Source organism: Micromonospora sp. NPDC047793 (genome assembly GCF_040642635.1).
Lineage (GTDB): Bacteria > Actinomycetota > Actinomycetes > Mycobacteriales > Micromonosporaceae > Micromonospora.
In genome coordinates this window covers 255,365-275,223 of the sequence record NZ_JBEYSG010000008.1, presented here as the reverse complement: position 1 = coordinate 275,223, position 19,859 = coordinate 255,365, and the positions used below count along the sequence as shown (strand labels likewise).

12 protein-coding genes are annotated in these 19,859 nt (G+C 71.0%); 1 reads left to right on the top strand and 11 read right to left on the bottom strand.

Features of this window, described 5'->3' with window-relative positions:
- Positions 1-14 precede the first annotated feature (14 nt).
- From ABZ738_RS18640 to ABZ738_RS18590, 11 genes are all read right to left on the bottom strand, one after another.
- Entirely contained in the window at positions 15-866 is an 852-nt protein-coding gene (locus ABZ738_RS18640; RefSeq protein WP_357214619.1) for a Rieske (2Fe-2S) protein, read from the bottom strand.
- A 200-nt stretch (positions 867-1,066) separates the two neighbouring features.
- Positions 1,067-5,353 carry a discoidin domain-containing protein gene (locus tag ABZ738_RS18635; RefSeq protein WP_357214616.1) on the bottom strand — a complete coding sequence of 1,429 codons (4,287 nt, stop codon included), beginning with the start codon at positions 5,351-5,353 and terminating at the stop codon, positions 1,067-1,069.
- Positions 5,354-5,455: 102 nt separating this feature from the next.
- A complete protein-coding gene (locus tag ABZ738_RS18630) occupies positions 5,456-8,332 on the bottom strand; it encodes a discoidin domain-containing protein (protein WP_357214613.1) in 2,877 nt (958 codons plus the stop codon).
- A 134-nt stretch (positions 8,333-8,466) separates the two neighbouring features.
- Positions 8,467-10,104 (bottom strand): glycoside hydrolase family 13 protein, encoded by a 1,638-nt coding sequence (locus ABZ738_RS18625; protein ID WP_131051443.1) that lies wholly within the window; start codon positions 10,102-10,104, stop codon positions 8,467-8,469.
- 26 nt (positions 10,105-10,130) lie between these two features.
- On the bottom strand, positions 10,131-11,018 hold the full coding sequence (locus tag ABZ738_RS18620; RefSeq protein WP_131051442.1) for a carbohydrate ABC transporter permease: 888 nt from the start codon (positions 11,016-11,018) through the stop codon (positions 10,131-10,133).
- Between the two features lie 12 nt (positions 11,019-11,030).
- Positions 11,031-11,987 (bottom strand): sugar ABC transporter permease, encoded by a 957-nt coding sequence (locus ABZ738_RS18615; protein ID WP_131051441.1) that lies wholly within the window; start codon positions 11,985-11,987, stop codon positions 11,031-11,033.
- 85 nt (positions 11,988-12,072) lie between these two features.
- Positions 12,073-13,446: an extracellular solute-binding protein gene (locus tag ABZ738_RS18610; protein WP_131051440.1), complete on the bottom strand. Its 1,374-nt coding sequence runs from the start codon at positions 13,444-13,446 to the stop codon at positions 12,073-12,075.
- A 350-nt stretch (positions 13,447-13,796) separates the two neighbouring features.
- The gene (locus ABZ738_RS18605; RefSeq protein ID WP_176092270.1) at positions 13,797-14,798 is read right to left on the bottom strand and encodes a LacI family DNA-binding transcriptional regulator; all 1,002 of its coding nucleotides are present in this window, start codon (positions 14,796-14,798) and stop codon (positions 13,797-13,799) included.
- A gap of 72 nt (positions 14,799-14,870) precedes the next feature.
- Complete coding sequence (locus ABZ738_RS18600) at positions 14,871-16,349, bottom strand: NAD(P)/FAD-dependent oxidoreductase (RefSeq protein WP_131051438.1); 1,479 nt, start codon at positions 16,347-16,349, stop codon at positions 14,871-14,873.
- A gap of 54 nt (positions 16,350-16,403) precedes the next feature.
- Positions 16,404-17,726, bottom strand: coding sequence for a deoxyribodipyrimidine photo-lyase (locus ABZ738_RS18595; RefSeq protein ID WP_176092269.1), 1,323 nt, complete (start codon positions 17,724-17,726; stop codon positions 16,404-16,406).
- Complete coding sequence (locus ABZ738_RS18590) at positions 17,723-18,634, bottom strand: phytoene/squalene synthase family protein (protein WP_131051436.1); 912 nt, start codon at positions 18,632-18,634, stop codon at positions 17,723-17,725. Before ABZ738_RS18590 ends, ABZ738_RS18595 begins: the two co-directional genes overlap by 4 nt.
- A 65-nt stretch (positions 18,635-18,699) precedes the next feature.
- Between ABZ738_RS18590 and ABZ738_RS18585 the strand changes: the two genes are divergently transcribed.
- Entirely contained in the window at positions 18,700-19,854 is a 1,155-nt protein-coding gene (locus tag ABZ738_RS18585) for a polyprenyl synthetase family protein (protein ID WP_131051435.1), read from the top strand.
- Positions 19,855-19,859 lie beyond the last annotated feature (5 nt).

The following is a 19,859-nucleotide window of genomic DNA, read 5'->3' as shown; positions in this document are numbered from 1 at the left end:
CCGGGGCCGTCGCCTCACGGCAGCCGGGCCTCCACCCGGCCCGCGACCACCCGGGTCGGCAGGGTCTGCTGGTCGTTGCCGGACGGGCCGTGCACCACCTCGCCGCCGTTGAGGCGGAAGGTGCTGCCGTGCCACGGACACACCACGCAGGCGTGGCCGTCGATCTCGGTGACCTCGCCCTCGCCGAGCGGGCCGCTCTGGTGCGGGCAGCGTTCGAGCATCACCGTGACGTCGTCGCCATGCCGATAGAGGATCACCGAGACGTCGTCCACCTTGCGGGTCACCAGTTGCCGCTGCGGCAGCGTGGCCATCTCGGCGACCGAGTGCCAACCGTCGCTGATCAGGTGCAGGTCGGAGACGCTCACGTTGACCTGGGCACCCTGCTTGTACGCCAGGTGTCCCCCCAGGTACGCGCCGGCACCGGCGGCACCGAGCCCGAGCCAGCCGAGGGTCCGGCCGAGTTGGTGGCGGCCGGAGAACCGCGCGGCCACCGAGCCGGAGTAGAGGACCAGCGCGACGGTGTTCGAGGCGGCGTGCACCAGGCCGACCCGACGCTGGTCACGGGAGAGCGCGGCCCAGTCGTTGAGCCCGGCGACGGCCGCCGGCAACGCGCTCACCGTGCCGATGGTGGTGAGCGTGGTGGCGGCTCGATGCTGGCCCGGCAGCAGGTCCAGGATCGCCGCACTGACCCACGAGCCCACCGGCACCTGCACCATCGCCGGGTGCAGCGGATGACCCAGCCAGACACCGTGCAGCAGGTCCCGGACCCGCTGCCCGCGCAGGGTGCCCTGCACCGCTCGCTGCAACCGGTCACCGAACCGGTCCAGCCCGGACGCTTGCTCGATCTTCGTCAACAACGCTCGCACCCGTACCGACTTCCCGCCGTACGCGGTCGCAAACCGGTCGTCGGGGACGAACCGTCAGCGACCGTGTCACGCCGTCTCCGACGGACCCCCGCGATCATGGAGTTGTGGCGGACTCTTTGCCCTTCTTGTGGGCTATCGGGAGTGCCACAACTCCATGATCGACGTCAGGGCCGGCTATCGACGTGAGGGCGGAGTGTGGGTCAGTTGCGGTTGATGGTGAAGGTGGACGTGGTGTTGCGGATGTCCTGCCAGTTGTCGCTCAGCCGCAGGTTGGTGAAGGTGACCGAGCCGACTGCCGGGCCCTGACCCGCCTCGGGCATCTCGTTGACCCAGATCCCGAAGCCCGACTTGGCGTCGAAGGCGTCACCGCTGCGCCGGGCACCGCTGATCGACACGTTTGTGAAGACCGTGTCGGTGATCGGGTTCTCCGGTTGACTGCCGGTGTACTTGGTCTGGAACATGATGCCGGAGTAGGTCGGGTCGACGATGTCCACGTCGCTGACGCGGATGCCCCGGAACTCCTTGGACGCGGAGAACACCCAGATCGCCGGGAAGGTCTGCGCACCCCAGAAATGACCACCGGCCCGGACCAACGAGATGTTCTCGAAACGGGTCGGTGGGCTGGACCCGAATCCGACGAACGGATATCCGAAGTCCAGTGAACTGATGGTGATGCCCGAGTACGTCAGCATGTCCGCGATGTAGAGGTTGCGGAACACGTTGTCGTAGCCGCCGTACACGGCGATCCCGGCCGCCCGCCAGGTCAACGTGGCGGTCAGGTTCTCGAACACGTTGCCGTGGTTGCCGGTCGACGCGCCCTGGTCGGTCGCGGAGAAGAGCGCGAAGGCGTCGTCGCCGTTGGACCTGCCCTCCGAGTTGCTGACCAGGTTGTCGGTGCTGCCGTTGGTCAGGTTCACCGCGTCGGCGAAGGTGTTCCGGAAGCGGCTGTCGGTGATCTTCAGGCCGCTGACGCTCACCCCCCAGTACGCGCAGACCGTGTGCTCGACCCAGACGTTGTCCAGGGTGAGGTCGTCGACGTCCTTGAGTTCACCCCAGACCTTGCCGGGCCCGTCCTGCCGGACCGTGTAGTTGCCGAAGAACGCCAGGTGGGAGAAGGTCGACCCGCTGGCGCTCGGCTCCACCCGGAACCCGGCGTCGGTGTTCTGCTGCGACGACGGCGTCTGGAACCGGGTGAACCACATGCCGGCGCCGACCACCTTCACCGCCTTGCCGTACACCTGGAACTTCTGGGCGGTCTCGTACGTGCCGGCGGGCAGGTAGACACCGACCAGGTTGCCGGTGGTGTCCATCCGGACCGCGTCCAACGCGCTCTGCACGTCGGCGTGGCTGAACCCGTTCGGCACCCGGTACCGCGCCGGGTCCGGGTTCTCCCGGGGAGTCACCTGCTCCAGGTCGACGAAGTCGACGGCGTACGTGGTGGTGTTCGCCGGGTCCTTCTGCAACCGGATCCGGCTGCCGGCCGGGATGGTGGAGTTGAGCAGCACGTTCGCCTCGTCGTAGAGGTGCCGGGGCGGGCCCGCGCTCGGCGAGTCGCTCGGGCTGGCCTCGGCGCCGTACAGCCAGATGTGCTTCGAGGTGAGGCTGATCGGCTTGTGCAGCACCCCGTTGACATAGATGTTCAACGTCGAGGTGATCCCGCCTCCGTTCGGGGCGTCCGGGATGGAGAAGCGGGTGACCAGGGCGTTGGCCGGCGCCTTGGTGGTCCACTCGACGTACGCGCCGGTGGTGTTGAGGGTCACCGCCCGCCGGCCGGACGCCTCTCCGGCCAGGTCGCCGATGGTCCGGTTCGGCCCGATCACCTGGGCTCCGCCGCCGACCGAGCCCTCCTCGGCCTCGTAGTGGTCGTACGGCAGGTTGGCGCCGCGTCCCACGAACAGCGGACGTTCGCTGGTGTTGTTGGCCCGCTTCACCGGCAGTTCGTTGGCGTCGGCGGCGATCACCACCCGGACGGTGTACCGGCCGTTGGCCGCCGTCCAGGTGCCCAGGTCGACCGGGCTCGCCGTGACACCCGCGCCGATGCCGCCGCCCGTCGATCCGGTGAGCGTCCGCACCGCCGTGCCGGCGTCGTTCAGCACGGTCAGCGTGATGCCGTGCGACCCGCTCGCCGAGGCGACGGTGCCCTGGTTGCGCAGGGTCACCGAGAAGCGGACGGTGGCACCCGCGCCGGGTGTACCCGGTGACCAGGTGACCGCCGAGGCGACCAGGTCGGAGCTGGCCACCGGGCCGACCGTCAGCCGGGTCGGGTTCGTGTACGCGTTGTTGCCCTCGTTCTGCTCGATGATCGTGTTCGCCGGGTCGACCGTGGCGCTGAGCTGGTAACTGCCCGCGTTCCGGGCCGAGACGGTGGTCGAAACGCTCGTCGACGCACCGGCGGCGAGCGCGCCGACGGCCGCCTGGCCCACCTTCGTCCCGTCCAGGGCGAAGTCGACCGTGGTCGCGCCGGCGGCCAGGGTGCCCGCGTTGCGGACGGTGGCGGTCAGCGTGAGCTGATCGGTCTCCACCGGGTTGGCCGGGGCGGAGGTCACCGTGGTGACGGTGAGGTCCGGGTTCGGTGCCGGGGTGCCGATCACCTGGAGTTCGGCGACCTGCCCGTTCGACGACCCGGTGTTGGCGGTGAAGGAGAGTCGCACGTCGGCGGCGGTCGCCGAGACCGGGATGGTGACCGTGTTGCTGCCCGCCGGGCTGAACGAGTAGGTCGCCGAGCCGACCAGCGTGCTGAAGCCGGAGGCGGACTGCTCCCGGCCGAGCACCGAGAAGGTCTGGGTGCGCGGACCCCACGCCGGGTCCGGGTTCAGCTTCACCACGATCGCGCTGACGCTGGCGTTGGCGCCGAGCGCGACCGTCAACGTGCCCGGGTACGCGCCCGGCGCCCCCTCCCAGTAGGTGGTGACGTCGCCGTCGACGGCGTTGGCCGCGGCGAAGACGTGCACCATCGACGAGGCGGTGGCCGGCTTGCCGGCGGCCAGGTCGGTGCCGCCGGGCGTGCTGCCGGTACGGGTGACGGTGTTGCTGTTCGCGGAGACGTTGCCCGCCGCGTCCCTGGCCCGTACCACGTACGACACCGTGGCACTCGCCGGCTGCGTGTCCGAGAACGCCAACGTCGTACCCGACACACTCGCCCGCAACGCACCGTTGGCATACACGTCGTACCCGGTCACCCCGACGTTGTCCGTCGACGCCGACCACGTCAACCGCACCTGCCCACTGCCCGGCTCGGTGAACGCCAGGTTCGTCGGCGCGGTGGGTGCCTGGGTGTCGCCGGAACTGCCGGTACGGGTGACGGTGTTGCTGTTCGCCGAGACGTTGCCCGCCGCGTCCCTGGCCCGTACCACGTACGACACCGTGGCACTCGCCGGCTGCGTGTCCGAGAACGCCAACGTCGTACCCGACACACTCGCCCGCAACGCACCGTTGGCATACACGTCGTACCCGGTCACCCCGACGTTGTCCGTCGACGCCGACCACGTCAACCGCACCTGCCCACTGCCCGGCTCGGTGAACGCCAGGTTCGTCGGCGCGGACGGCGGCTGGGTGTCACCGGTGGCCGGGCCGTACACCTCGATCTCGGCCAGTTGCCCCGCCGACCAGCCGGTGTTCGCGGTGACCAGCAACCGGACGTAGCGGGTGGCGGCCGAGCCGACGGTGATGCTCACCGTGTTGCCGCTGGCCGGGTTGAAGGCGTACCCGGTGGAGGCGACCAGGGTGGTGAAGTTCGTACCGGTGGTGCTGCCCTGCACGGTCGCCGTCTGAGTGCGCGCGCCCCACCCGGCGGGCAGTTTGAGCACCAGCCGGTCGACGGTGACCGTGGCGCCCAGGTCCACCTGGATCCACTGCGGGAGGGCGTTGTTCGGGCTCTCCCAGTAGCTGCTCTGGTTGCCGTCGTTGGCGTTGCCGGCGACGTAGACGTCGGCGTGGCCGCTGGCGGACATGCTCCGACCGGCCGCCAGGTTGGCCGACGAGGCCACTGCGCCGTACACCTCCAACTCGGCGAGTTGCGCGGCGGACCAGCCGGTGTTCGCGGTGATCGCGATCCGCACGTACCGGGTGGTGGTGGCCGGGAAGTCGAGGGTGACCGTGTTGCCACCGGCCGGGCTGAAGGTGCGGCCGGCCGAACCGACGATCGTGGCGAAGGCGCTGCCGGTGGTGCTGCCCTGCACCGACAGCGTCTGGGTGCGGGACTCCCAGCCGGCCGGCAGTTTCAGTTTGACCTGGTCGACGGAGTGGGCGGAGCCCAGGTCGACCTGCACCCACTGCGGGAGGGCACCACCGCTCTCCCAGTAGGTGCCGGCGTTGCCGTCGGTGACGTTGGCCGCGACGAACGAGCCGTTGACGCTGCTGGCGGTGGCCGGACGGCCGGCGGCCAGGTTGGGCCCACCGGCTGCGGCGGCCGGCGGTGCGGGGGCCGCGGTGAGGACGAGGCCGACCGCGACGAGCACGGCGGACAGCCGGGTACGGAGTCTGGACATGGGGGATCGACACCTTCTTCCGGGGATGTGGAGAGGCGTTACCGGGTGGCGCTCTTACGGCGTGGGTGGGCCCCGCCTCGGCGTGCGGGGCCCACCCACGGGTCAGGTGGCGTGGACCTCGAACTCGGCGATCTGCGCCGCCGGCCAGCCGGTGTTGCCGGTGACGCTGAGCCGGACGAACCGGCGGTCACCGGTGGAGAGGCTGATCGACACGCTGTTGCCGGTGGCCGGGTCGAAGGTGCGGCCCGCCGAGGCGGCGAGCGTGGTCCAGGTGGTGCCGTCGGTGGAACCGAGCACCGACACCGTCTGGGTACGCGTCTGCCAGGCCGGTGACGGTGGCAGCCTGAGCACCACCCGACCCACCGGACGGGCGGTGCCGAGGTCGACGGTGAGCGTCTGCGGGAACGCGTTGTTGGCGCTCTCCCAGTACGTGCCCGCGTTGCCGTCCACCGCGTTACCCGCCGCGTACACGTCGACGTGGCTGGTCGCCACTACCGGCCGTCCCTGGGCCAGGTTGCCGGTCGGTGGCGCGGTGGTGGGCGGTGGGGTGGTCGGCGGCGGGGTGCTGCCGCCGTACACCTCGAACTCGGCGATCTGCGCCGCCGGCCAGCCGGTGTTGCCGGTGACGCTGAGCCGGACGAACCGGCGGTCACCGGAAGGCAGACCGATCGACACGTTGTTGCCGGTGGCCGGGTCGAAGACCCGTCCCGCCGAGGCGGCGAGCGTGGTCCACGAGCTGCCGTCGATCGAGCCCGACACCGACAGCGTCTGCGTCCGCCGCTCCCAGCCGGCCGGCAGCCTGAGCACGACCCGGTCGACGGCACGGGCCGCGCCGAGATCGACGGTGAGCGTCTGCGGGAACGCGGTGCCGCCGCTCTCCCAGTACGTGCCCGCGTTGCCGTCGACCGCGTTGCCCGCCTGGTAGGTCTGATTGTGGCTGGACGCGACGACCGGCCGTCCCTGGGCCAGGTTCCCGCCCGGCGGCGGCGTGGTCGGGGGCGGCGTGGTGGGAGGTGGGGTGGTCGGCGGCGGCGTGGTCGGCGGTGGGGTGGTCGGTGGCGGGCTCGTCGGGCCGCCGCCCCACTGCGGTTCCGGCCACGGACCGCAGTACGGGTTGGCGGTGTACCAGCCGGAGTTGCCGGCACCCTGGCTGATCTGGAAGCCGCTGCCCACACAGTTGTGGATCGGGTTGGGCTGGGCGATGCCGGTGGCCCGTACGTTGGTGAAGGAGACCTGGCTGGGCGCCTGCACCTGGAGCGCGTACGTGCCGGTGCCGTCGATGCGGACGTTGGTGAAGCTGATGCCGCTGCTGACGCCCTCGATCCAGTGCAGCGCCGCATACGAGCTGTCCAGGATGTCGGTGTCGCTGACCTGGATCGACGCGCCCTGGAGCGGCTCGTTCAACGCGGAGAACCAGATCGCGCCGACCCCGAACCGCCAGTTGTAGTCGGAGTTGCCGTTCCGGATCAGCGTGTTGCGCGCCACGGTGATCGTGCCGGCCACCGCGGTCGCACCCTGCACTCCGGTGTACCGGTTCGCCACGTGGATGCCACCACCGTTGGTGACTGAGTCGGCGGTGACGTTGTCGGTGATCCGGATGTCCCGACCGCCGTACGTGACCAGGTGGTTGGCGAGAACGGTCACGCCGATGGTGTTGCGGGTGAAGGAGTTGCCCACGTTCGGCACGGTGTCCGCCCACATCGCCAGCGCGTCGTCACCGGTGTTGCGGACGAACGTGTTGGTGACCGTCGAGTTGGTGACTCCCCAGTGGAAGTTCACCCCGTCGGCGGTCTGGTCCAGGATCCGGCTGTTGCGGAGGGTGAAGTTGTCCATCGGCCCGTCCATCCACGCGCCGACCTTGGTGTGCTGGAGCCACAGGTTGTCCACCACCGAGTCCGACATCGCCCCACCGATGGCGTTGACCTGGTCGTCGTCGACGCGTTCCCGGATGTCACCGATGATGGCGAAGTCGCGCAGCACCACGTTGCGGCTGGGCCCGCCCGCCTCGTGCGGCCGGATCTCGCCCCGGTATCCGCCGCCGGAGACGTACTTGCCGTAGACGCCGGCGGCCCGCTTCCGGTCGGTGGGGTGTCGGCCGCCGAGCACCGAGTGCCACGGCCCCGCCCCGCGCAGGGTCACCCCGTCGACCACCACGTGGTCCCAGAGCGTGAAGGTGCCCGGCGGGATCCAGACCGTACGCCCCTGGGCCTTCCCGGCGTCGACGGCGGCCTGGAAGCGGGCGGTGGAGTCGGTCGCGCCGGTCGGGTCGGCACCGAAGTCGGTGACCACGTCGAGCACGTTCGCCGGCTTGGTGATCGGCGCGGCGACCAGCTCGAAGTCGGCCAGGTCGATGGTGAACGTCGGGGACTGCGCGGTCGACGAGACCTGGAGCCTGATCTTCGTACCGGTCGGGTAGGTGGTGCCGAAGAGCGTCCGTGCCTCGTCGTAGAAGTGGTGCGGGTTGACGTCACCGGGGTTGTTGTTGAACGGGTAACCGCCGTAGTACCAGCCGTACTTCGAGGTCACCGGCACCGGCTTGACCAGGCTGCCGTTGGCCCGCAGGTCGATCGTGGCGTCCCGGCCGGTGCCGGCGGCGTTGTCGGGGAGGCTGTAGCGGAACGTCACCGCGTTCGCGGGTGCGGTGAGAGTGAACTCGACGTACTCCCCGACCGCGTCGAGGGTGACCGCCTCCCGGCCGCTGGCCTCCGACGGCAAGGTGCCGTAACGGCGGTCCGGGCCGATCCGGGTGCCGGTGTGCGCGGCGTACTCGGCCTCGTGCTCGACGAACGCGACGGTGGCGCCCCGACCGACGATGTCGAACGGGCTGAGCCCGGCGGCGCGTGCCGGGGTCGCGGTCCCGGCGAGGGTGACGACCGAGATCGAGGCGGCGGCGAGGGCGGTGCCGGTGAGGGCGGCCAGCGTGGTGCGGAGCCGGTGGCCGGGTGGATGGGGGTGGTGCGGGACGGTGTGGTCGGCCATGAGCGGCGCTCTCCCTTTCCTCAGGTGGCCAGGTCCCCCGTGGTGATGGTGCCGGTGCTGCCGTCACCTCCTCGTCGGTTCCGGACGCGCCCGGTGCCGGCGGCGGGACGGAGCCGCCGACACCGGGCGCGGAACTAGGCGGATTCGGGTGCGGTCCGCAGCCAGACGGCGGTGTCCGGCGGCAGCAGGTCGTCGTCGAGCGGCCCGCTGGCGAGCAGCCGACCGGTGTGCGGCGGTAGCGGTACCGCCACCGTGGAGAGGTTCACCGCGCAGGCGAAACCGGGGTCCCGCCGGAACGCCAGCACCCCGTCCGGGGCGGGCAGCCAGGCCATCGGCCCGTCGCCGAGCGCCGGTTCGGCGCGGCGGACGGCGATGGCGGCCCGGTACAGCTCCAACATCGACCGGTCGTCACCGGCCTGCGCGTCGGCGGTGCGGTCCTTCCAGTCGGCCGGTTGCGGCAGCCACGGCGTGGCCTGCGCACCGTCCGGACCGAAGCCGAACGGCGGCGACTCCCCCGACCACGGCAGGGGTACGCGGCACCCGTCCCGACCCGGGTCGATCCGCCCGGACCGCTCCCACATCGGGTCCTGGCGCAGCTCGTACGGGATGTCCTCGACCTCCCAGAGACCCAGTTCCTCGCCCTGGTAGACGTAGGCGGCACCCGGTAGCGACAGGGACAGCAGCGCGGCGGCGCGGGCCCGCCGGGTGCCCAGTTCCAGGTCGGTCGGGATGCCCTCGCGTTTGGCGGCGAAGCTGAACGTGGTGTCCGCCCGGCCGTACCGGGTGACGTGCCGGGTGACGTCGTGGTTGGAGAGGACCCAGGTGGCCGGCGCGCCGACCGGCGCGTGGGCGTGCAGCGTGCCGTCGATGCTCTCCCGCAGCGCGGCGGCGTCCCAGGCGCAGCCGAGGAAGTCGAAGTTGAAGGCCGCGTGCAGTTCGTCGGGCCGCAGGTAGGCGGCGAACCGCTGCCGGTCGGGCAGCCACACCTCCCCGATCAACGCCCGCTCCCCCGGGTACGCGTCCGCGATCCGTCGCCAGTCCCGGTATATCTCGTGCACCCCGTCGAGGTCGTGGAAGGGGTGCGGCCGGTCTGCCGTCACCTCGGGCAACGTGGCGTCCTTGACCAGCAGTCCGGCGGAGTCGATCCGGATGCCGTCCACTCCCCGGTCGAACCAGAAGCGCAGGACGTCCTCGAACTCGGCGCGGACCCGGGGGTGGTCCCAGTTGAAGTCCGGCTGCTCCGGAGCGAACAGGTGCAGGTACCAGTCACCGGGACGACCGTCCGGGTCTGTGGTCCGGGTCCAGGTGGGGCCGCCGAACTCGCCGACCCAGTCGGTGGGGCGCTGGTCACCGTCGGGGCCTCGTCCCGGGCGGAACCAGAACAGCTCCCGCTCGGGGGCGTCCGGCCCCCCGGCCAGCGCGGCCCGGAACCAGGGATGCGCGTCGGAGCAGTGGTTCGGCACCACGTCGACGATGGTCCGGATACCGACCGCGTGCGCCTCGGCGATCAACGCCTCCACCTCGCCCAGCGTGCCGAAGACCGGGTCGATGTCGCGGTAGTCGGCCACGTCGTAGCCGGCGTCGGCCATCGGCGAGGGATACCAGGGGCTGAACCAGATCGCGTCGACCCCGAGCGTGGCGAGGTAGCCCAGCCGGGAGCGGATGCCGGCCACGTCGCCGATGCCGTCACCGTTGCCGTCGGCGAAGCTCCGGGGGTACACCTGGTAGATCACCGCGCCTCGCCACCACGGACCGCTGTCTGCTGGGGACACGAGCACCTGCTTTCTGCGTTTGGGGGCTAGCCCTTGAGTCCGCCGGTGGTCAGGCCGGACATGATGTTCCGTTGGAAGATCAGGAAGATGACCACCGTCGGTATCGCGGCGATCACCGAGGCGGCGATCACCACGTTCATCGGCGTACCGCCGGCGAAGGCGTAGATGCCGACGCTGACCGTCCGGGTCTCCGGCGAGGGCATCACCAGCTTCGGCCAGAGGAAGTCCTTCCAGACCGCGGTCACCGCGAAGATCGAGACCACGCCGAGGATCGGGCGGGACATCGGCAGGACGATCGACCAGAGGGTGCGCAGCGGCGTCGCCCCGTCCATCAGGGCGGCCGACATCAGGTCCTCCGGGATCGAGTCGAAGAACCGCTTGAGCAGGAAGATGTTGAAGGCGTTGGCGACCAGCGGCAGCCAGATCGCGAACGGCGAGTCGAGCAGGCTGACGTTCAGGATCGGCAGGTCGATCACGGTCACGTACTGCGGGACGATCAGGACCATCGCCGGGATCATCAGCGTGGCCAGCATCAGGCCGAGGATCGCGGAGCCGAGCACCGGCCGCAGCTTCGACAGCGAGTACGCCGCGGCGGTGTCGAAGACGAGCTGGAACAGCACCGCGCCGGCCGCGTAGTAGAACGTGTTGAACAGCAGCTTGGCCAGGGCCAGGTGGTGCCACGCGTCGACGTAGTTGCGCCACTGCGGGTTCTGCGGGAACAGCGACGGCGGGGTCTGCGCGATCTCCTGACCGGACTTGAGCGCACCGGTGACCATCCAGTACAGCGGCCCGAGGAAGACCAGCGTGAAGCCGACGACCACGACGACGAGCAACGTCCAGTAGATCGCCCGGCCGGGGCCGCGCCGGAGCTGCGCCTGCGAGATGAGGGTACGGGTGCCGGAGTCCTGTGCCATGGCGTCGGTGTCCTAGTCCTGTTTCGCGGTCAGCCGCAGGTAGACGGCGGAGAAGCCGGCCAGCACGACGAGCATGATCACGCCGAGTGCGGCGGCACCGTTGAGGTCGTTCTGGAAGAACCCGTGCTGATAGATGAGGTACGCGACCGAGGTCGCCGAGTCCTCCGCGCCCGCGCCGTTGGCCAGGATCAGCGGCTCGATGAAGAGCTGCATGGTGGCGACGATCTGGAGCATCGCCAGCAGGGCGAGGATCAGCCGGGTCTGCGGGATGGTGACGTGCCGGATGCGTCGCCAGATCCCCGCGCCGTCGAGTTCGGCGGCCTCGTACAGCTCACCGGGGATGTTCTGCAGGGCGGCCAGATAGATCAGCACCGCGCTGCCCATGTTCATCCAGGTCGACGCGATGACCATGGCCGGCACGGTCATCTCCGGGGACTGCATCCACTGCGAGGTGGGCAGGCCCAGTCCCTTGAGGATCGCGTTGAACAGACCGGCGTCGCCGGGGTCGTACGCGTAGAACTTGAACAGGAACAGGGCCGAGGCGGGGGGCAGCATCACCGGCAGGTAGACCAGGATCCGCAGATATCCCCGGGCGTGCCGGAACTCGTTGAGCAGGATCGCCACGAAGAACGGCACCGCGTACCCGAGGACGAGCGCGAGACCGGTGAAGTAGAAGGTGTTCTGCCAGGCCGTGGCGAAGCTGGGGTCGTCGAGGATGCGCAGGTAGTTGTCCCAGCCGACCCAGGTGGTCTCGCCGCGCCGGGTGCGCTGGAAGCTCATCACCACGCCCCGGACCATCGGGTACCAGGAGAAGACCGCGAAGCAGAGCACCGCACCGATCAGGAACGCGTGCCCGGTGAGGTTGTCCCGGACCTTGCGGCCGAGGCTGGACCGAGGCGGCCCGGCCGGGGCCGGTGAGGGGGTTCGCCCCGGGGCTCGGGTGGCGGCCGGGGCAGCGGTGATCGCCAAGGCAACTCCTGGTGGGGTGGGACGACCTGGGTGGTACGGCGGTGGTGCGGGTGGGGGCCGGCGGGCCGGTCCCCACCCGTGCGGGTCAGCCCTGCGCGGCGAGGAGTTGGTTGACCTTCTCCTCGGCCGTCTTGAGCAGCGCGTCGATGTCGGCGTTGCGGTTGGTGAGCACCCCGGACATCGCGGCGTCCAGGACGGCGTAGATCGCCTGTGCGTTGCGCGGCTCGCCCTTGATCGGGACCGGGTTCGCCTCGAAGAGGGCGAAGTTCGCGGTGTCCACGTTCGCGTTCGCCTTCCGCAGGTCGAGTTCCTGCTTCTGGGCGTCGCTGCCGTTGCTGAACAGCAGCGGCTGCGGCAGACCGACCGGGTAGTTCTGCGGCTTGGCCCGGGCGTAGTCGAGCTGCCCCTTGCCCGGCGTCAGCTTCTGGTAAGCGATCCACTTGAGACCGGCTTCGACCTGCTCCGGGGTGAGGTCCTTCTTGAAGAAGTAACCCTCGCCGCCGCCGAGCGTGCCCGACGCCCTGCCGTCCTGGCCGGGCAGCGGTGCCATCGCCCAGTCCTCGAACTTGCCCTGGAACTGGCTGACGATCGCCTGGGTGGTGTCGGGTGCGCCGACGAACATGCCGACCTTGCCCGCACCGGCGTTGGTCAACAGGTCACCCCACTGGAGCAGCTGACGGTCGCCCATGCTGTCGTCGCCGTACCGCATGTCCTTGAGGTTCTGCAGGACCTGGCGGCCCTGCGGGCTGTTGAAGGCGGCCTTGCCGCCGTCCTCGGTCAGCACCTGGCCGCCCTGGGAGTAGAGCAACGCGGTGAAGTGCCAACCGCCGGTGTTGCCGGCGCTGTACTCGGCGTAGCCGGCGATCCCGCTGCCCAGCGCGGAGATCTTCCTGGCCGCCTCCCGGACCTCGCCCCATGTCTTCGGCGGGTTGTTCACGTCGAGCCCGGCCTGCTGGAACAGCACCTTGTTGTAGACCAGGCCCATCGAGTAGTTCTTCACCGGTACGGCGTAGAGCCTCCCCCCGTCGGTGAAGACCTCCTTGAGCGCCGGGTCGACGCTGTCCCAGGTCGGGACCGTCTCGGCGGTGGCGTACTCGGTGATGTCCATCGCCTGGCCGGAGTCGAGCACCTGCTGGAGATCGGTCATGTACCCGTAGAACACGTCGGTCACCGTGCCGCCGGCCAGGCGGGCGGTGAAGTCCGGCGGGTTGTTGCACTGCTCGCCGACGCTGACGCTCTTGACCACGATGTCGGGGTTCTGCCGCTGGAACTCGGCGACGTCCTCGTTCCAGTTCTGGAGCAGCTCCTTCTGCGCGCCGACCGGCTGGCAGTCGACGGTGATGGTGACCTTGCCGCTCGCGTCGTCGCTGGTGTCGCCGCTCTTGGTGGAGCACGCCGTGAGGCTGAGCCCGGCCACGAGCGCCAACGCCGCAGCCTTCCGGTACTGCGGTACGGACATCTGTCCATCCCTTCGGGAAAACGAAGTGTCGCCGTGAAGTTCGCTGAACCGCGGTGATCGCCACCGCCGCGATGCCTGCTGCTGATCGGTGTCCTGACCCCGTGTGACTGACCGGGGGCCGGGTGTGAGTGGAGTCACTGTAGCGAGGGCGACTCTTCTCAGCAAGGTTTCGATCTGATGATGAAATTTAGCGACACTATGCCGAGAGACAAAGACATGGGCCTCGCTCGGGATCACGACGAAGGCCGCCGACCGCGAGCAGCGGTCGGCGGCCTCTCGGGTCGCGCGGGATGGGGGTCAGCGAAGGGCAGGTGTCGGCCGGGACCGACGAACCGGGACGGCGGGCGGGATCAGCGGCCGGGCGCGGGCGCGGTCGACCCGCGCACCACCAGCTCCGGCTCGAAGAGCAGTTCGTCGGTGAACACGCCGCCACCCTCGATCTGGGTCACCAGCAGGTCCACGGCGGCCTGCCCCATGGTCTCGATCGGCTGGCGCACCGTGGTCAGCGGCGGGTCGGTGCAGGTCATGAACGCGGAGTCGTCGAAGCCGACCACCGAGACGTCACCCGGCACCGAGCGGCCGAGCCGACGGACCGCGCGGATCGCGCCCAGGGCCAGCACGTCGCTGGCACAGATCACCCCGGTCACGCCACGGTCGACCAGTTTGCTCGCGGCGACCCGGGCGCCCTCCATGGAGAAGCTGGACCGCGCGACGAACTCGGTGTCGTCGGCCCAGCCGGCGACCCGCCCCAGGGCGTCCAGCTTGCGTCGCGACGGCACGTGGTCCTCCGGGCCGAGCACCAGGCCGATCCGCTCGTGCCCGAGCGAGCGCAGGTGGCCGTACGCCTGCTCCACCGCCACCGCGTCGTCGGTGGAGACGCGGGGGAAGCCCAACTCGTCGACGCCGGCGTTGACCAGCACCACCGGCAGGCCCCGATCGGTCAGCCGGCGGTAGTGCTCGTGCGAGGCGTCGGCCAACGCGTACGAGCCACCGGCGAAGATGACCCCGGAGACCTGGTGGTCGAGGAGCATCTCCACGTACGCCGACTCGGAGACCCCGCCGATCGTCCGGGCACAGAGCGCGGGGGTGAACCCGCGTTGCGCCAACGAACCGGTGACCACCTCGGCGAGCGCCGGGAAGATCGGGTTCTGCAACTCGGGCAGCACCAGGCCCACCAGCCGGGCCCGTTCGCCACGCAGCTTGCTCGGGCGCTCGTAGCCGAGCACGTCCAGGGCGGTGAGCACCGCGGTCCGGGTCGCCTCGGCCACGCCACCGCGGCCGTTGAGCACCCGACTCACGGTGGCTTCGCTGACGCCCGCCTTGCGGGCCACCTCGGTCAACCGTTTCGTCACGGCCGCAATCCTACGTCCTGAGACTGCAAAAACAGAACAGCCACTTGTCGCGGACTGACGGGTGACGTCAGATCACGAACTCAGATCACGCAACGCCTCGGACACCGCACGGTGGAAGGTCGGGTACGCGTAGATCATGTGCCGGAGCTGCGCCACCGGCACCGCCGCGTGCACCGCCACCGCCAGACCGGAGAGGACCTCGCCGCCGGCCGGACCGGCCGAGGTGGCGCCGACCAGCACCCCCTGGTCGGCGTCGGCGACCACCTTGATGAACCCGGCCCCCTCGGTGCGGTGGATCCAGCCCCGGGTGGACGAGGCGAGTGGGGTGAAACCGACCTGCACGTTGACGCCGCGTTCCCGGGCCTGCTGCTCGGTGAGGCCGACCGCGCCGATCTCCGGGTCGGTGAAGGTCACCCGGGGCAGGGCCCGGTAGTCGGCGCGGGGCACCGACCCGGCCCCGCCGCTCGACCCGGTGGCCGCCAACGAGCCGGCCACGCCGACCGCGCCACCGACCACACTGGAGGTGCCACTCGGATCCGCGCCGCCGTCCGTCCGCCGCACGTGGTCGAGCAGGTCGGCGACCACGATGGACGCCTGGTACATGGCGATGTGGGTGAAGGCGCCCTCGCCGGTCACGTCGCCGACCGCCCAGATCCCGTCGGTCACGTGCAGCCGGTCGTCCACGGCCAGGTACCGCCGGCTCGCGTCGACACCCACCGTGTCCAGCCCCAACTCGTCGAGGTGGGCGCGGCGGCCGGTCACCACCAGCAGCCGTTCGGCGGTGAACTCCGCGCCGTCCGCGCCGTGCAGGGTGAACCCGTCCGGGCCGTGCGTGACCCGGGTCGCGCGTACCCCGGTGTGGATCTCGACCCCGTCGGCGCGCAGCGCGGCGGCGGCCACCTCGGACGCCTCCGGCTCCTCCACCGCGAGCACCCGGTCGAACGCCTCGACCACGGTGACGCGTACGCCGAAGCGGGCGAACACCTGGGACAACTCCAGGCCGATCGCCCCGCCGCCCAGCACCAGCACCGACTCGGGCAGCTCCTCGACCTCGACGGCCTCCCGGTTCGTCCAGTACGGCGTACCGGCCAACCCGTCGATCGGCGGCACCGACGGCGCGGTGCCGGTGCCCAGCACGATCCCGTGCCGGGCCTGGAAGACCTGGTCGCCGACGCGCACCCGCCCCGGTCCGTCGAGGCGGCCACTGCCCCGGACGAAGCGTCCGCCCTTGCCGGTGAACCGCTCCACGGCGGCCCGGTCGTCCCAGTCGTCGGTGGCCTCCTGGCGGATCCGTTGCGCCACCGGCGCCCAGTCCGGCCGGACCTCGGCGGTGCCGGCCAGCCCGTCGACCCGCCGCGCCTCGGCCAGCGCGTTCGCCGCCCGGATCATCATCTTGCTCGGGATGCAGCCCCAGTACGGGCACTCCCCACCCACCAGGTTCCGATCGATGCCGACCACGGTGAGACCGGCCTCGGCGAGTCGCCCGGCCACCTCCTCGCCGCCGACACCGAGCCCGAGCACGACCACGTCCACCACTTCCGGCTCCGCCATGCCGTCAGCATCGCGCACCGTCCGCCCGCCGACCACCCGGCCACGCGGACCGTCTCAGCGCAGCCAGACCGGATCGACCCCGCGCGCCGCCGTGGGCGGCGGGTAGTCCAGGCTCCGGCGGAGCGCCTCGGGCAGCCGCCACGGCTGGTGCACCGCCTTGCCGGACACCGCCGCCAGTTCCGGCACCCAGCGCCGCACGTACGCGCCCTCCGGGTCGTACCGTTCGGCCTGCCGGATCGGGTTGAACCCCCGGTACGGCCTGGTGTCGTTGCCGGTGCCGGCCACCCACTGCCAGTTGCCCGAGTTGTTGGCCACGTCCCCGTCGAGCAGCCACCGGAAGTAGAACGCCAGTCCGGCGCGCCAGTCCAGGCCGAGCGACTTGGTCAGGTAGCCGGCGGTGATCAGGCGGGCCCGGTTGTGCAGCCAGCCCTCCGCCCGCAACTGCCGCATCCCGGCGTCCACGATCGGTACGCCGGTGCGGCCCACCGTCCAGTCCGCGACCGCGCCGTCGTCGTACCGCCACTGCTCGGTGGCGCCACGCCGGTAGACCTTCCGGGAGATGTCCGGAAAGGCGGCGGTGACCTGGTAGTAGAAGTCCCGCCAACAGACCTGGCGGACGAAGGGCGACGCGGGGTCGCCGGCCCGGTTCGCCACGGTCAGCGGCGACACGCAGCCGAACCGCAGGTAGGGGCTGATCCGGGAGGTCGCGTCACCGGCCATGTCGTCGTGCCGGTCGCCGTACTCGGCCAGGTGCGGCATCCACCGGTCGAGGCGACTCCGCGCCTCCGTCTCGCCACCCACCGCCGCGTCCGGTGACTCGCCGTCGGGCAGCGCCGGCAGGCGGCCCACCGAAACCCCGCCCGGCAGCGACACCCGGGACGGCGCGGCCAGTTCGTCGCGCCACCGCTGCCCGCTCCAGGCCCGGTGGTACGGGCTGAACACCCGGTAGTGGTCGCCGCTGCTCGGCGTCGTGGCCCCCGGCTCCACCACCGTCAGACCCGGGAAGAAGCGCAGGTGCAACCGGTGCCGGTCGCACTCGGCGCGCAGCCGGTCGGCCCGCCGGGTGGCGTACCGGGAGACGTCGGCCGAGAGCGCCACCGCCTCGGCGCCCACCTCCCCGGCCAGCCGGACCGTCTCGGCCACCGGGTCGCCGTGCCGCAGCACCAGGTCGCCGCCGAGCCGCCGCAGCGCGTCGCGCAGGTCGGCGAGACTCTGGTGCAGGAAGCGGGTGCGGTTGGGCGACAGTCCGGCCAACGCCGGGTCCAGGACGTACAACGGCACCACCCGGTCGAAGGCGGCACAGGTCGTCGCCAGCGCAGGGTGGTCGTGCACCCGCAGGTCGCGGGTGAACAGCACGACGGCGGTACGCACGCTCACCGCAGCCGAGGCCCGGGCAGCTCGACCGGCGTGCCGGCCGGGGTGAGCAGGGCACGCGAGGCGACCGCCATCCGGCGTCGCCGGGGCACGGTGGCCCGCCGGACGAACACGTCGTAGTCCTGGGCGGCGACCTCGTCGAGGATCCCGCCGTACAGCGCGTACGCGGTGCGGATGCACGCCTGCGAGGCGGGGTCGAGCAGGAGCACTCCGGGTGCCGCGGCGGCGTAGTGGGTCTGGGCGCGATCCACCTCGTGCCGGATCAACTCGCGGACCGGTTCGGTGGCCCGTCCCGCCGCACGGCAGGCCAGCAGGTCCTCGTGGGTCAGGCCGAAGGCCGCCAGGTCCTCCTCCGGCAGGTACGTCCGCCCCCGGTCCAGGTCCTCGGCGACGTCCCGGACGAAGTTGGTGAGCTGGAACGCGAAGCCCAGTTGACGGGCCGGCTCCCGGGCCGCCGCCGGGGCGGAACTGCCCAGGATGGGCAGCATCATGGTGCCGATGACCGCCGCCGAGCCCTCCATGTAGTCCAGCAGGTGGGCGTAGGTGCGGTAGGAGGTCACGGTCAGGTCCATCGCCATGCTCTTGAGGAACGCGGCGAAGTCCTCCCGGTCCAGGTCGAACACGGCGATGGTGTGCAGCACCGCCGGGAGCAGCGGGTCGTCGACCTGCTCGCCGTGCAGTCCGGCGATGAACCGGCCGCCCCAGTCGTCCAGCCGGGCGGCACGCGCCGGCGGTGGCAGCTCCTCTGTCTGGTCGACGATCTCGTCCGCGTACCGAGTGAATCCATATAAGGCGTGCACATGACGCCGTTTCCATGCGGGTAGTAGCCGGGTGGCGAGATAGTAGGTACGCCCGTGGCGTTTGTGCAGCTCACGGCACCTCTCGTAGGCGGCACTGAGATCCGTCTCCACGAGCCCTCCTCGAAAATCGACGCACCAATCGACGCAACTTGAAACCTTAGGGTACGCTCAGCCGCATGGCCAGCGACCGACTTACCGGTAACCTGCTTCGCGTGGGGCCTGAGCAGCCGGTCGGGAACGACGATCCGATCCGGGCCGTTCTGGCCGCTTACACCCGGGATCTCGTCGCCGCCGTCGATGAGACCCTCACCGACTTCCTGAACGCCGAGGTCGACGCGCTTGCCGAAATCGACGCGGCGATGGGTGGTTTCGCCGCAACGGCACGTGACTACGTCCTCGTCGGCGGCAAGCGGGTCCGACCGACGTTCGCCTACTGGGGATGGCGCGGCGCGGTGGGCGGCGACGAACCGCTGGCCCCGGTGCTGCCCGCACTGGCCACCCTGGAACTGCTGCACACCTTCGCGCTGGTGCACGACGACGTGATGGACGCGTCCGCCACCCGTCGCGGCCGACCCACCGCACACATGGCGGTCGCCGCCCAGCACGCCGCCGCCGGCCGCAACGGCGACTCCGGCCGCTTCGGGGAGGCCGTCGCGGTGCTGATCGGCGACCTCTGCATGGTCTGGGCCGACCAGTTGCTCTCGCGCACCGTCCTGCCCCCGGACCGGCTGCTCGCGGTCCGCCGCGGGTACGACCGGATGCGGGTGGAGACGGTCGCCGGGCAGTACCTCGACATCCTCGGCGAGGCCGACCCGGCGAGCTGGTCGGTCGACCGGGCCCTGCGGGTGGCCCGCTACAAGACCGCCAGCTACACGGTCCAGCGTCCGCTGCTCTTCGGCGCCAGCCTGGCCGGCGTGACCGGCGACGGCCGCCTGACCGCGGCGTACACCGCCTACGGCCTCTGCGTCGGCGAGGCGTTCCAGCTCCGCGACGACCTGCTCGGCGTCTACGGCGACCCGGCCACCACCGGCAAGCCGGCCGGCGACGACCTGCGCACCGGCAAGCCGACCGCGCTGCTCGTGCTGGCGCGGGAGATGGCCACTCCGACGCAGTTGCGGGAACTGGACGGCACCGGCGACCCGGTCAGCACGCCCCAGGTCGCCCGGCTGGCTGAGGTGGTGGTGGACACCGGCGCGGTGGACCGGATCGAGCGGATGATCGACGAGCGGGTCGACCAGGCCCTGGCGGCGCTCGACACTGTCGCCGTGGACGAGACGGCACGGGTGGCGTTGGCCGGTCTCGCGACTGTGGCCACCCACCGGAGAGCATGATGGGG